General features: G+C 48.3%; 20 protein-coding genes. 19 read left to right on the top strand and 1 reads right to left on the bottom strand.

The window, feature by feature from the left end:
• The 7 genes from DXA36_RS26170 to DXA36_RS26140 all read left to right on the top strand — a co-directional run bounded on the left by DXA36_RS26170 (position 1) and on the right by DXA36_RS26140 (position 4,974).
• Positions 1 to 819, top strand: a complete 819-nt coding sequence (locus tag DXA36_RS26170) for a DUF3849 domain-containing protein (protein ID WP_050005928.1) — start codon at positions 1 to 3, stop codon at positions 817 to 819.
• A gap of 2 nt (positions 820 to 821) precedes the next feature.
• The gene (locus DXA36_RS26165; RefSeq protein WP_006773030.1) at positions 822 to 1,160 is read left to right on the top strand and encodes a plasmid mobilization protein; all 339 of its coding nucleotides are present in this window, start codon (positions 822 to 824) and stop codon (positions 1,158 to 1,160) included.
• A 155-nt stretch (positions 1,161 to 1,315) separates the two neighbouring features.
• Positions 1,316 to 1,615, top strand: coding sequence for a CD1845 family protein (locus DXA36_RS26160; protein WP_071698956.1), 300 nt, complete (start codon positions 1,316 to 1,318; stop codon positions 1,613 to 1,615).
• 124 nt (positions 1,616 to 1,739) lie between these two features.
• Positions 1,740 to 2,333, top strand: coding sequence for a type IV toxin-antitoxin system AbiEi family antitoxin domain-containing protein (locus DXA36_RS26155; protein WP_425516120.1), 594 nt, complete (start codon positions 1,740 to 1,742; stop codon positions 2,331 to 2,333).
• On the top strand, positions 2,330 to 3,184 hold the full coding sequence (locus tag DXA36_RS26150) for a nucleotidyl transferase AbiEii/AbiGii toxin family protein (protein WP_002595844.1): 855 nt from the start codon (positions 2,330 to 2,332) through the stop codon (positions 3,182 to 3,184). The genes DXA36_RS26155 and DXA36_RS26150 overlap by 4 nt, the downstream gene beginning before the upstream one ends.
• Positions 3,181 to 3,507: a hypothetical protein gene (locus DXA36_RS26145; protein ID WP_006059593.1), complete on the top strand. Its 327-nt coding sequence runs from the start codon at positions 3,181 to 3,183 to the stop codon at positions 3,505 to 3,507. Before DXA36_RS26150 ends, DXA36_RS26145 begins: the two co-directional genes overlap by 4 nt.
• Before the next feature lie 54 nt (positions 3,508 to 3,561).
• A complete protein-coding gene (locus DXA36_RS26140; protein WP_071698954.1) occupies positions 3,562 to 4,974 on the top strand; it encodes a relaxase/mobilization nuclease domain-containing protein in 1,413 nt (470 codons plus the stop codon).
• A 188-nt stretch (positions 4,975 to 5,162) separates the two neighbouring features.
• Here DXA36_RS26140 and DXA36_RS26135 read toward each other — a convergent pair whose 3' ends face one another.
• A complete protein-coding gene (locus tag DXA36_RS26135; protein WP_002576937.1) occupies positions 5,163 to 5,477 on the bottom strand; it encodes a helix-turn-helix domain-containing protein in 315 nt (104 codons plus the stop codon).
• A gap of 157 nt (positions 5,478 to 5,634) precedes the next feature.
• Here DXA36_RS26135 and DXA36_RS26130 point away from each other — a divergent pair, with 157 nt between their 5' ends.
• The 12 genes from DXA36_RS26130 to DXA36_RS26085 all read left to right on the top strand — a co-directional run bounded on the left by DXA36_RS26130 (position 5,635) and on the right by DXA36_RS26085 (position 11,053).
• Complete coding sequence (locus tag DXA36_RS26130) at positions 5,635 to 6,177, top strand: SLOG family protein (RefSeq protein WP_002588984.1); 543 nt, start codon at positions 5,635 to 5,637, stop codon at positions 6,175 to 6,177.
• 107 nt (positions 6,178 to 6,284) lie between these two features.
• Complete coding sequence (locus DXA36_RS33160) at positions 6,285 to 6,455, top strand: hypothetical protein (RefSeq protein WP_166434156.1); 171 nt, start codon at positions 6,285 to 6,287, stop codon at positions 6,453 to 6,455.
• A 53-nt stretch (positions 6,456 to 6,508) separates the two neighbouring features.
• The gene (locus DXA36_RS26125; protein ID WP_002576934.1) at positions 6,509 to 6,742 is read left to right on the top strand and encodes an immunity 17 family protein; all 234 of its coding nucleotides are present in this window, start codon (positions 6,509 to 6,511) and stop codon (positions 6,740 to 6,742) included.
• A gap of 11 nt (positions 6,743 to 6,753) precedes the next feature.
• Positions 6,754 to 7,257: a DUF2004 domain-containing protein gene (locus DXA36_RS26120; RefSeq protein ID WP_002588985.1), complete on the top strand. Its 504-nt coding sequence runs from the start codon at positions 6,754 to 6,756 to the stop codon at positions 7,255 to 7,257.
• A 36-nt stretch (positions 7,258 to 7,293) separates the two neighbouring features.
• The gene (locus tag DXA36_RS26115; protein WP_002588986.1) at positions 7,294 to 7,620 is read left to right on the top strand and encodes a DUF5713 family protein; all 327 of its coding nucleotides are present in this window, start codon (positions 7,294 to 7,296) and stop codon (positions 7,618 to 7,620) included.
• A gap of 5 nt (positions 7,621 to 7,625) precedes the next feature.
• Positions 7,626 to 7,775 carry a hypothetical protein gene (locus DXA36_RS33155; protein WP_006059601.1) on the top strand — a complete coding sequence of 50 codons (150 nt, stop codon included), beginning with the start codon at positions 7,626 to 7,628 and terminating at the stop codon, positions 7,773 to 7,775.
• A gap of 65 nt (positions 7,776 to 7,840) precedes the next feature.
• Positions 7,841 to 8,572, top strand: a complete 732-nt coding sequence (locus DXA36_RS26110) for a DUF4241 domain-containing protein (RefSeq protein ID WP_007862369.1) — start codon at positions 7,841 to 7,843, stop codon at positions 8,570 to 8,572.
• A gap of 27 nt (positions 8,573 to 8,599) precedes the next feature.
• Positions 8,600 to 9,043: an Imm51 family immunity protein gene (locus DXA36_RS26105; RefSeq protein WP_002588988.1), complete on the top strand. Its 444-nt coding sequence runs from the start codon at positions 8,600 to 8,602 to the stop codon at positions 9,041 to 9,043.
• A gap of 10 nt (positions 9,044 to 9,053) precedes the next feature.
• The gene (locus DXA36_RS26100) at positions 9,054 to 9,362 is read left to right on the top strand and encodes a hypothetical protein (protein ID WP_007862366.1); all 309 of its coding nucleotides are present in this window, start codon (positions 9,054 to 9,056) and stop codon (positions 9,360 to 9,362) included.
• An 18-nt stretch (positions 9,363 to 9,380) separates the two neighbouring features.
• A complete protein-coding gene (locus DXA36_RS26095) occupies positions 9,381 to 9,680 on the top strand; it encodes a DUF6881 domain-containing protein (protein WP_002588990.1) in 300 nt (99 codons plus the stop codon).
• A 15-nt stretch (positions 9,681 to 9,695) separates the two neighbouring features.
• Positions 9,696 to 10,646, top strand: a complete 951-nt coding sequence (locus tag DXA36_RS26090) for a hypothetical protein (protein WP_002588991.1) — start codon at positions 9,696 to 9,698, stop codon at positions 10,644 to 10,646.
• Entirely contained in the window at positions 10,643 to 11,053 is a 411-nt protein-coding gene (locus DXA36_RS26085; RefSeq protein ID WP_002588992.1) for a DUF6966 domain-containing protein, read from the top strand. The genes DXA36_RS26090 and DXA36_RS26085 overlap by 4 nt, the downstream gene beginning before the upstream one ends.
• The last annotated feature ends 8 nt before the right edge of the window (positions 11,054 to 11,061 follow it).

Raw genomic sequence — 11,061 nt, 5'->3', positions numbered from 1 at the left:
ATGAATACTAACGATCTGAATACAGCCCTTTATGAAAAGATGGCTGCCGAACAGGACAAGTTCCGGGACTGGCTGAAAAGACAGCCCCCGGAAGAAATCCTGCACCACACCTATGAGTACACGGTTCGTGAGGACATTGTGATGGCGATGGAGGAACTGGAGCTGACTGATGCCCAGGCTCAGGCACTTTTGGAATCTCCCTCTCCGCTGGCGGATGTGTACCGCTATTTTGAAAAGTTGGAGACCGGTTATATGGATGTGATCCGGGACAGCATTGAGAACCGTGCCGATGATGTGTGCAGAGCCAAAGAGGAACTGCGAACAACACCGGTCTATCCCCATTCTGCCGCCTATGCGAGAGAACATGGGGAGTTGGAGCAGTACCGGGCTTCCAACAATGCAAATCTCCAATGCAAGGAGTCCATTGAAGCGGCGGTGCGGGAACACTTCGACGGAATGTATCTCAGTCACGATGCGGCAAAGGGTGTGATCGAGATCTATGGCATGGAGCGTGTGGCTATGGTTCTGGCTAACACCGTCCAGCTTCAGGACTGGGATGGGCGCTACTCCCGACGCAACAAAGAATGGGCTAAGACCATTCCCAACGATAATCCCGAAACTGTCCGTTGTGGTTATGCCTTAAACAGCCACCCTGCTGTGCTGGATGGCTTTATTGATCTGGTGCGTGTAGAACAGCAGCGCAGCCGTACTCAGGGAGAAAAACTGCAACCGTCCCGCCCCTCAGTACGGGATAAGCTCAAACAGGAGCTGCCTGCCCATAAGCCTGCCGCCCCGAAGAAACGGGAGCCGGAGCGATAACTATGGCAAAGCGTAAGCGGGATATGCAATTAAACTTTAGAGTTTCAGCGGAGGAGCTTGCTGTGATTGAGCAAAAAATGTCTCAGTTTGGAACCTCCAACCGTGAAGCCTATCTAAGAAAAATGGCGCTGGATGGGTATGTAGTCAAGCTGGAGCTGCCGGAGTTGAAGGAGCTTGTTTCCCTGATGCGCCGAAGCAGCAACAACTTAAACCAGCTGACCCGTAAAGTGCATGAGACTGGACGGGTTTATGATGCTGACTTGGAGGATATATCCCAGCGGCAGGAACAGTTATGGGAGGGCGTAGAGGAAATTCTTACCCAGCTTTCCAAACTTTTATAACAGGGATAGATACTCCATTTGCGGAGGGAGGAACGGCATTACTTCGCTGCTCCTCTCTCCGCTTTTTCTTTTTATCGGTATCCTTGTCTTTTGCCTGCCCATGCCGGATAATATGATTAGAAAAGATACCAAGAACGCTGCAAGGAGGAAATAACATGAAGATTTTGAAAGGGCTTTTGATGATTATAACTGCACCGGTCACTTTGGTGCTGACGCTTTTTGTCTGGCTCTGCACGGGGCTGATCTACATATCCGGTCTGGTGCTTGGTCTGCTCAGCACTGTAATTGCTCTGCTTGGCGTGGCTGTGCTTATTACCTATTCCCCGCAGAATGGTGTGATTTTGCTGGTTATGGCATTTTTGATTAGCCCGATGGGGCTGCCACTGGCTGCAATCTGGCTACTGGGCAAGGTGCAGAGTTTGAAATTTGCAATTCAGGAGTTGGTTTATGGATAAAAATACGCAAAACCATAAAAATGCCAGACACCGTCTGTTAAATTTGGGAAAAGGAATTTTATATCCACGACTTTACTTTTGAACTAATATTGAATATAATATTAGTACGAAAGGAAGTGACATGATGGGACAATTTGAACAGCTGGATCAGATGCTAACAGCACAAGAAGGAATGCTGCGAACATCGCAGGTCGTATCTTCGGGAATTTCAAAGCCGGTATTTTATGATTATGTGCGTTCACGAGATTTGGATAGAGTCGCACATGGGATTTATCTGTCCAAAGATTCCTGGGTGGATGCCATGTATCTGCTTCATTTGCGATTTGAACAAGCAGTATTTTCACATGAAACAGCTTTATTTTTTCACGATCTGACAGACCGTGAACCAATAGAATATACAGTTACGGTCAAAACTGGATGCAATCCAAGCAAAATGAAAGCAGAAGGCATTCAAGTTTTTACGATTAAAGCAGACTTACATGATGTAGGACTTACAACAGCGAAAACTCCGTTCGGGCATACTGTGCCGGTTTATGATATGGAGCGAACGATCTGTGATTTGCTCAGAAGCCGTAGCAGAATTGAAATTCAGACCTTTCAGGGAGCACTGAAAGCGTATGCCCGTAGAAAAGATAAGAACCTGCGAGCTTTAATGCAATATGCTGGGATGTTCAAGGTGGAAAAAATTTTACGACAGTATTTGGAGGTACTTTTATGATAAAAACAGCAAGGCAGCTTAAAGATTTAATACGAAACCTTTCCAGAGAAAAATCCGCAGATGCTCAGATTTTAATGAGGAACTACATGATGGAGCGTTTTTTGGAGCGTATTTCTCTTTCTGAGTATCGTGATAAGTTTATCTTGAAGGGTGGTATGTTGGTAGCGGCTATGGTTGGATTGGATGCCCGCTCTACGATGGATTTGGATGCAACCATAAAAGGAGCTAATGTTAATGTGGAGGATATTGAGAATCTAATTTCATCAATCGTAACTGTTCCGATTGATGATGGTGTTAAATTTCAGCTGAAAAGTATTTCGGAGATTATGGATGAAGCAGAGTATCCGGGGATTCGTGTCAGCATGAGTACAACATTCGATGGTGTAGTGACCCCTTTGAAAATTGATATTTCTACGGGAGATGCAATCACTCCAAGAGAGGTTCGGTATTCATTCAAACTTATGCTGGAAGATCGCTCCATTGATATTTGGGCTTATAATTTAGAAACTGTGCTGGCAGAAAAACTGGAAACCATTATTACCAGAACCACAACCAATACCCGCATGAGAGATTTCTACGATATTTACATTTTAGAACAGCTGCATGGAACCACGCTGAACCCGAAAATTTTACATGATGCGCTTCTGGCAACTGCTCATAAACGGGGATCGGAGAAGTATCTTAACCAGGCTGAAGAAGTTTTTGACGAAGTGGAAAATGATTCGGTTATGCAAAAACTTTGGGAGGCATACCGTAAAAAGTTTTCTTATGCTTCTGATTTGGAATGGGATGTGATTATGAAAGCAATTCGCAGGTTATATGTTCTTTGCGAGAAGGGCATCAGCTTATGAAAAAGCATGGACACTATTGTAAAGTTTGTGGTGAATACAAAGCCAACGAAAAATTTTCAGGCAAAGGTCATGCATCCCACATTTGTAAATCCTGTGCTTCGCTACCAGCAGAAACGCAGGCTGAACTGATGACACTGAATCGTCTTTTGAATCTTCCATGGAGGCTATCGAAAGAGCAGTTGTCCTGGCTGAAAAATCGACTAAAGGATAGGCGGCCTGATGTCCGTGCATTGGCGCAAGAGCAATATGAAATGAGATTTCCACCAAGACACTTAGAAGATGATGAGTTCAATTTTTTCGATGAAGAAAGTTTTATAGAATAGTGAAAGCGGTCTGCTATGGCAGGCCGTTTTCTTTTCGGGAAGGAGGTCTGACCTATGGCAACCACGAGAATCATGCCGCTTCATGTCGGCAAGGGCCGCACAGAAAGTCGGGCGATCAGTGACATCATCGACTATGTGGCCAACCCAAAGAAAACAGATGACGGCAGACTCATTACCGGCTATGCGTGTGACAGCCGGACTGTGGATGCGGAGTTCCTTCTGGCAAAGCGGCAGTACATTGCCGCTACCGGACGAGTGCGCGGCGCGGATGATGTGATCGCCTATCATGTGCGCCAGTCGTTCCGCCCCGGTGAGATCACTCCGGAAGAAGCGAACCGGCTGGGTGTGGAATTTGCCAAGCGTTTTACCAAGGGCAATCATGCCTTTGTGGTCTGCACTCATATAGACAAATCGCACATTCATAATCACATTATCTGGTCATCGGTCAGCTTAGAATATGACCGGAAATTCCGAAACTTTTGGGGCAGCACCAAGGCAGTCCGACAGTTAAGTGACACCATCTGCATCGAAAACGGACTGTCCATTGTGGAGAATCCGAAACCTCACGGAAAGAGCTATAACAAATGGCTGGGCGATCAGGCAAAGCCCTCTCACCGAGAGCTGCTGCGTGTAGCGATTGACAACGCATTATCACAAAGTCCTGCTAATTTTGAGGAGCTGCTGAGGCTGCTGCAAGAGTCCGGCTGTGAGGTATCAAAGCGCGGGAAATCGTATCGCCTGAAGCTCCCCGGTTGGGAGAAAGCCGCCCGAATGGACAGCCTGGGCGAAGGATATGGATTAGATGATTTGCAGGCGGTTCTCTCCGGGAAGAAAGCGCATACCCCACGAAAGAAAATAGTTACACAGGCAGAGACGCAGAAGGTCAATCTGCTGGTGGACATTCAGGCAAAATTGCAGGCAGGAAAAGGTGCTGGCTATGCTCGATGGGCTAAGGTTTTCAATCTGAAACAAATGGCACAGACCATGAATTACCTGTCAGAGAATAACCTGTTGGAGTATGCGATTTTAGAAGAAAAGGCTGCGGCTGCCACGGCACATCACAATGAGCTTTCGGCGCAGATCAAAGCGGCTGAAAAGCGCATGGCAGAGATTGCTGTTCTGCGTACTCACATTGTAAATTATGCCAAGACCCGTGAGGTCTATGTGGCATACCGCAAGGCCGGCTACTCTAAGAAATTCCGGGAAGAACATGAGGAAGAAATTCTGCTCCACCAGGCTGCCAAGAATGCCTTTGATGAAATGGGAGTCAAGAAGCTGCCTAAGGTCAAAGAGTTGCAGACGGAGTATGCGAAATTGCTGGAAGAAAAGAAAAAGACCTATGCCGAGTACCGGCGTTCTCGTGAGGAAATGCGGGAGCTTTTAACTGCAAAGGCCAATGTGGATCGGGTGCTGAAAATGGAGGTAGAACAGGATGTTGAAAAAGAAAAAGACCACGGCCAGCGATAAGCTGGTCCTGGTCAAAAGCGTTCGCAGAACGCGCAGCCACAGAATGAAATTCTGTGTTCAAAGGGGCTTGGGGGCACTGCCCTCAACAAGCAGTTTGTGGCGAAATGGATAGCCACAAGCATTGCTTGCCACAATATGCTGCGCATAAAATGAAAAACTAACGACGGGACGCTTACTGCCTCCTATCGTTAGTTTTCTGTGTTTAAGCGACTTATAAAACCAATCAGCATAATCAAATCGTCATCTGACATCTTTCTCATTCCGTCCAAAGCCTTCTTGATAAGCTGAGGGTTATTTTCCTGTGCATCAAAAAATTGAAGCGGTGTGATTTCAAAATACTCACAGATGTTGAGGAACTGCTTCATAGACGGCATAGAACGCCCAGAGGAAATCGCCTGAATATAGCTTCTGTTCTGCCCTAACTCCATGCTCATCTGATATTCTGAAACACCTTTTTTCAATCGCAATTCTGTGATCCGATTGCGGATAAATTCTTCGTCCATACGCTCACCTCTCTGCTCTTTTAGCATAGCAGAAAGCAATTCTTGATACTTCGTATGTATTGTGTTATAATTTTATAATACAACCTTTATACGCATTATTATTTGCGTTATTTTTGCTTTATATGCGTAATCAAGGCAGTTATCAAGGGTGATTTATATGAATCAGTATGCCTGCGCCATTACCGGCCACCGACCAACAAGATTTTGCTTTGGATATAATGAGGAAGATCCCCTATGCCAAAAATTAAAAGAATGTCTCCTGGAGCAGTTTCGGATACTTCATGACGAGAAATTTGTCCGTACTTTTTTTGTCGGCGGTGCTCTTGGTGTGGATATGTGGGCTGGAGAACAGCTGCTGACATTGAGGGCACAAACGGGATACGAAGATATTAAAATTGTCGTTGTAGTTCCCTTCATCGGTTATGACTCTAAATGGCCGGATCAGAGTAGACATAGATTGAAAAAGCTGATCCAAAACGCAAACGATTCCATTGTTATTTCACATTCTGCGGATGTTTCCAGTTATAAAAAAAGGAATTACTATATGGTCGATCATGCAGAGTACCTTATCGGTGTGTTTGATAATCAGAAAAAGCTGCGCTCAGGTACATCACAGACAGTCAACTATGCCTTGCATCAGGGAAAAGTAATCACTCTGATCCATCCAGACACTATGGAGATAACAGCCCCTGCGCCTTAACAAATTCACAAAAATTTTTCATTAGCATTTCCAACAAAATATTTTCATTGAAGGGGTGCTGTGATATAATAAGATATAAAACTACGCTCAGAACAAATGGTGCCGCTATGAACAAATATATTGGACAGCAATTTGCTGCTTTAAGATACGAAAAAAATATTTTGGTTGTTGAAGAAACTACATCTGCTGGTGGATGCGGCTCCTTCAACGCGGCTTCTTCATGTCCTGCGTCAGCCTGTCTTTATGACAGTGCGGCGTGGGGCTTTTTTATTGTTTGAAAAGAGTATGAAAAGAGAAATACCAGCAGGTATTTGCGTGAGGAGGAAGTAGAATGAACAGTGAACAGATCACAGCATTTTTGCAAGAGCATTGGTACATTGCCTCGGTGCTCATCGGGGCCGTGATTTTAATTGGGGCGATCCGCAACTGGAACTGGCTCTGCGACCCCACTGGTACGCGGGATGCCCACCGCCACAGCAGAGGATACCGGCGGGTGGTGTTCTTCCTGCTGGGCGTCCTTTTGATCGTGGTGAGCATCTGGGGATTTGTGCTGAAATTGAAATAAGAGGTATATCTATGAAACTGAATTGTAAACGCATTGATTTTACATATACACCCGGTGAGGAAATCTTCAACTTTCCCGAGGAATCGGGACTACCCTTTATCTTCGATGTAGAGGAAGAACTGACCGGCGATCCTGCTGTCATGGATGCGGTGGGAGAAATGCTGGATGAGGCGGAGAAATTGGCGGAGAAGGCCAAAGCCGCCATCAAAGCGGCGCTGGCAGACGAGGACAGCCGCTACCATAGCGTTGTGACATTTTTCATGGAGTTCCATCGGGACGATGTAGGCCCGGATATTGTGGCGGAACTTTTTCCGGGAACCGACCCAGCCAAACTGTCCTTTGCTGAGATGGTTGACTTTTTGAAGCTCAAGCGGTTCGGCAGTCTGGTGGATAGCGAGATGAACCAGCAAGTTTTCATTCTGGATCTGTCCTTTAACCCGGAGATTACCGACGAACTGATGGTAATCTACTTTGATTTGAACAAGGAGATTTTCTGTATCACACATGAGAGCTGAGCGTGACTGACATACACGAGGAAAGGAGCAATCCCTATGAAAGCATTTGACCCCAATTACAAGCTGCTGGACGAGATGTATCAGGACGATTACTATCCTGCTTTTCTGGTGGACAAGGTAAAGGACGAGCTTCAGAAGGTCATCGCCCTGCTGGAGAGTGGCGAAACCGACACCGAAGTGGTGCAGGAAACGCTGGACGAGGCGGTCTGCGGCATCAATGATCTCCAGGAGGAGTTTGACGAGAACGACAGCGAGATCGAAACGGTGGCGCGGGAATGTATTGCGGCAACCGTGGCCTACATTCTGGAGTGGTTTGGCATCCCCATTGACACCGAGGAGGCCATCCGGGAACGGGACTGGTGAACCCTATGGCAGAAAAAGAACTGGCCCTTTGTGATGAGTGCGGAAGCCTGTTTTTCAAAGGCTCCTCACAGATGATGGGGCTGTGCCAGAATGTGCCCATGTTCTCTATGGCTACCCGAATTGTGACCATCATTTTCAGGATGGCCGGTGTGTGAACTGCTATTGGGACGGCTCAAAGAGTGTGTACATCAAGAAGCAGAATCAACAGGAGGAAACTGATATGCCTACAACTGAATGGCTGAACAAATACGAAGCAATCAAGGATAAATTGACCTGTAAAGATGACTTGGAGGCCCATTTCACAGAGAAAGTGATTGGGAACATGGCGGTGGATGTGCTGGACATCGGCACCGTCCATTTCCCCACCGGGCAGATTTTCGCCTGTGATCCGCTGGTGGAACTGGAGGACACTCTGCCGTTCCTTCAAACGATCCCCGCCGGAACTTATCCCGTAAAAATCTGCGTGGTGCCCAGCGAACAATACGGCGACCGCTACGCCTGCGTCAAGGTAGAGGTCAACCAGGAAAAACCTGTCCGCTATGAGCTGGGCATGGTGGGCAACGAGGATCTGGACGAGGAACTGGGCGAGGACGAGTATTTTGGCTTTGGCGTAGACGCCGGGATGGGCTGCGTTGCGGACATCCAGACCCAGGCGGCCTTCAAGGCATACTGGGCCAAGCGGCTGGAGGAGGACCCTGACATTGACCCCTATAACAACCTGTTCTGCGACTTGCTGGAGGAAAACGCCAAAGCTCACCCCAAATATCAGGGGGACTGCGGCGACTGGCTCAACTGGACAGTGCCGGACACGGACTGCAACCTGCCCATCTTTGCCTCTGGCTGGGGTGACGGCTACTATCCCGTCTACTTTGGGTATGACGCAAAGGGCGAAGTCTGCGCCGTGTATGTGCGGTTCATCGACATTGAAGCCAGTTATCAAGAACAGGATTAAAAATGTGACAGAACAAAGGAGAACACTATGAAAGACCTTTGCCAATACGGAAACCGACCGGAGGACGAATGGGAAATCTTGCCCTGGATACCTGACCCGCGCCCGCCCTTCAAAATTTGGGTGAAGCTGGAGCAGATCGCGCCATTCTTTCTCATTCCCCACCACCCCTATGCAATCTCCCTTCTGCTGAAAATCAGCGATGGGTTTCGGGCAGAAGAATTCTGCCGGCTGGGACTGACCGGCAGCAGCGGAGACTGGGAACGGCTGGTCCGGGGCGTGATCCGGGAGTTTGAGGAAAATAACAGCGGCGTGGATCTGTTTCACTTCGACTCCGACGAAGATGTGTTCTGCGTGTACTCCCAATACATCGACGATTTGATGCTACTGTCCAAAATGATCCGGGCGGCCTGTGACAATGAAAAAACGATGGGGACTTATCTGGGTATAGGTGAGGTGGAAGATGAGAAATAAGGAGCAGGAGATGGCATGGCGAAAAGTAATAGAAGCCTGCATGGAGGATGTGAAACACCACTTCGATGACATCCAGCAGGCCATTGAGTTTGGCTGCTACATCCAGCCGGACAACTACTTTGTGTCCTACATCTTTGCCACGGACTCGCAATTAGAGACGGCGCGGCAGAGCGGCCTGACGGAACAGATCAATTCCTATCACAGAGAGCAGCTGATAAAGAGTCATTACCCCATTGAGGGAATCAAGGACTGCACCTTTGCCTCACAGGAGGAATGTGACCGGGAATTTGGCGGGAATTGGTATTACTATTTCAAATGATACGATGAAGGGATCGAGATGATCGAGTACATCAAGCTCTTTTGGGCGGGCGCACCAGAGGGTGAACCATCGGTCATCCTCTATGAAGTGGATACCGAAAATGAGCGGCTGGCCCTCCGCTCCATTGACATCTTTGCGGATGGCCGCACCCGCAACATCCCTGACCTTTACGACGGTGTCATCGAGATCACGCCGATCCCCACCGTGGAGGAATTGAACGCCCATGTCTGGGGCGAGGAATTCCACGCCTGCATCATAGAGCAGGCGGAATTTGAGGCCATCTGGGAAACTCACACCTATGATGGAGCGTTAAAGTAGCCAGGAGGAGACACTATGAACAAACCTATAAAAGCCAAAAATCTGCCGTTGTTCTCCATCATTGACCTGAACCAGCTGCGCCGGGAAAACCATCTGGAGGGCACAGAAGTGACAGACTTTTTCACGGAAAGGGATGGAAAAGTCTATCTTCTCATGGAACAGCCGTCCGAAACACAGGGTAAGGACTGGCTCAGCACTCCTTCCACCTATACCGCAGTGGAAATCCAGCTGGATTGGGCGGAACAGCGGGTGCTGGAAACGACGCTGTTTCCTCTTGGCCTCTTGAAGTTCCAGTTCCATTATTTGCGGCCCGCAGGTGACCACTTCCTCCTGCTGGGGGCAAGATGCGCCTATCGGGAAAACGGCCCCGACCAGAACGCCTGGATCGTCAGCCGGGACGGAGCTGTGCTGTCCCGTTTCTGCCTGGGGGATGGCATTCAAGACTGTGTGGTAAAAAAAGATGGCACCATCATTACCAGCTACTTTGACGAAGGTGTATTTGGTAATTACGGTTGGGATGAACCTCTGGGTGCTTGCGGTCTGATTGCATGGACATCGGAGGGAACTCCTCTCTGGAAGAATGAGAACTATTCCATCTATGACTGCTACGCCATCAGCCTGGACGAAGAAGAAAACCTGTGGTTTTATTATTACGATGAATTCCGGCTGGTGCGGACGAACTTCAAAGAGGACTTTGTATTTGAACTGCCAATCGAAGGAAGCGGAGCTTTTTCTGTTGCCCCGTCCGGCAATACCTTCCTGTTTCAAGGCGGATACCAGCAACGGGATAAATTCTACTTCCTTACCGCTCATGGTGATCACCTTGGGAAAAAACAGGAGGCTATTCCCACCTGTGACGGAAACAAGGTCGCTGTGGAGCAGTGCAGCCTGCTTCGCAGCCGGATGTTGTTCCTTGGAAAAGATGGTGTGCTCTATGGAGGTATTTGGGGGAGCGATGGCCAATGAAACAGTCTGATATTTATACCGAGGCTCTGACCTGTCTGCGCTCCATCCTTCTGGCAGACCATCCAGAGTTCCAAAACTGGATCGACTGGTTGGAGCGGGACATTCAGGACTGGAACCAGCGGCGGGAGGTTGCCCACCATCTTCGGGCATACGGAGGTATGGGCTCGTTCAACGACCTGCCCAGTATGCGTGGAAATCACGACTATATTTTCGACTTTCTCAAGTCCGTGTGCTATGCCTTCGGCCATCTTTATGGCAAACGGGAAGGCATTTCTCCGGAGGCATTGATGGAGGAGTGCCTGCACGATGTAGAGCAGGCAGCCTATCACCCCCATAAGGCACTGAACCAAGCCATTGCCCAGCACTTGATGCAGGGCGATTTACAGGAAAACCTGGATAGGCTGTAGGAGGACTT

The organism is Eisenbergiella sp. OF01-20 (assembly GCF_003478085.1).
Classification (GTDB): domain Bacteria; phylum Bacillota; class Clostridia; order Lachnospirales; family Lachnospiraceae; genus Eisenbergiella.
Note: the sequence above shows the minus strand (reverse complement) of the source record. Positions and strands in the feature narration are given on the sequence as shown.

What these genes read in the sequence shown, in the direction of transcription:
- DXA36_RS26140 (WP_071698954.1), top strand. Translation starts at nt 3,562, where the DNA reads ATGGCAACCACGAGAATCATGCCGCTTCATGTCGGCAAGGGCCGCACA.
- DXA36_RS26120 (WP_002588985.1), top strand. Translation starts at nt 6,754, where the DNA reads ATGAAACTGAATTGTAAACGCATTGATTTTACATATACACCCGGTGAG.
- DXA36_RS26105 (WP_002588988.1), top strand. Translation starts at nt 8,600, where the DNA reads ATGAAAGACCTTTGCCAATACGGAAACCGACCGGAGGACGAATGGGAA.
- DXA36_RS26170 (WP_050005928.1), top strand. Translation starts at nt 1, where the DNA reads ATGAATACTAACGATCTGAATACAGCCCTTTATGAAAAGATGGCTGCC.
- DXA36_RS26165 (WP_006773030.1), top strand. Translation starts at nt 822, where the DNA reads ATGGCAAAGCGTAAGCGGGATATGCAATTAAACTTTAGAGTTTCAGCG.
- DXA36_RS26115 (WP_002588986.1), top strand. Translation starts at nt 7,294, where the DNA reads ATGAAAGCATTTGACCCCAATTACAAGCTGCTGGACGAGATGTATCAG.
- DXA36_RS26125 (WP_002576934.1), top strand. Translation starts at nt 6,509, where the DNA reads ATGAACAGTGAACAGATCACAGCATTTTTGCAAGAGCATTGGTACATT.
- DXA36_RS26085 (WP_002588992.1), top strand. Translation starts at nt 10,643, where the DNA reads ATGAAACAGTCTGATATTTATACCGAGGCTCTGACCTGTCTGCGCTCC.
- DXA36_RS33160 (WP_166434156.1), top strand. Translation starts at nt 6,285, where the DNA reads ATGAACAAATATATTGGACAGCAATTTGCTGCTTTAAGATACGAAAAA.
- DXA36_RS26110 (WP_007862369.1), top strand. Translation starts at nt 7,841, where the DNA reads ATGCCTACAACTGAATGGCTGAACAAATACGAAGCAATCAAGGATAAA.
- DXA36_RS26145 (WP_006059593.1), top strand. Translation starts at nt 3,181, where the DNA reads ATGAAAAAGCATGGACACTATTGTAAAGTTTGTGGTGAATACAAAGCC.
- DXA36_RS26100 (WP_007862366.1), top strand. Translation starts at nt 9,054, where the DNA reads ATGGCATGGCGAAAAGTAATAGAAGCCTGCATGGAGGATGTGAAACAC.
- DXA36_RS26150 (WP_002595844.1), top strand. Translation starts at nt 2,330, where the DNA reads ATGATAAAAACAGCAAGGCAGCTTAAAGATTTAATACGAAACCTTTCC.
- DXA36_RS33155 (WP_006059601.1), top strand. Translation starts at nt 7,626, where the DNA reads ATGGCAGAAAAAGAACTGGCCCTTTGTGATGAGTGCGGAAGCCTGTTT.
- DXA36_RS26090 (WP_002588991.1), top strand. Translation starts at nt 9,696, where the DNA reads ATGAACAAACCTATAAAAGCCAAAAATCTGCCGTTGTTCTCCATCATT.
- DXA36_RS26095 (WP_002588990.1), top strand. Translation starts at nt 9,381, where the DNA reads ATGATCGAGTACATCAAGCTCTTTTGGGCGGGCGCACCAGAGGGTGAA.
- DXA36_RS26155 (WP_425516120.1), top strand. Translation starts at nt 1,740, where the DNA reads ATGGGACAATTTGAACAGCTGGATCAGATGCTAACAGCACAAGAAGGA.
- DXA36_RS26160 (WP_071698956.1), top strand. Translation starts at nt 1,316, where the DNA reads ATGAAGATTTTGAAAGGGCTTTTGATGATTATAACTGCACCGGTCACT.
- DXA36_RS26130 (WP_002588984.1), top strand. Translation starts at nt 5,635, where the DNA reads ATGAATCAGTATGCCTGCGCCATTACCGGCCACCGACCAACAAGATTT.
- DXA36_RS26135 (WP_002576937.1), bottom strand. Translation starts at nt 5,477, where the DNA reads ATGGACGAAGAATTTATCCGCAATCGGATCACAGAATTGCGATTGAAA.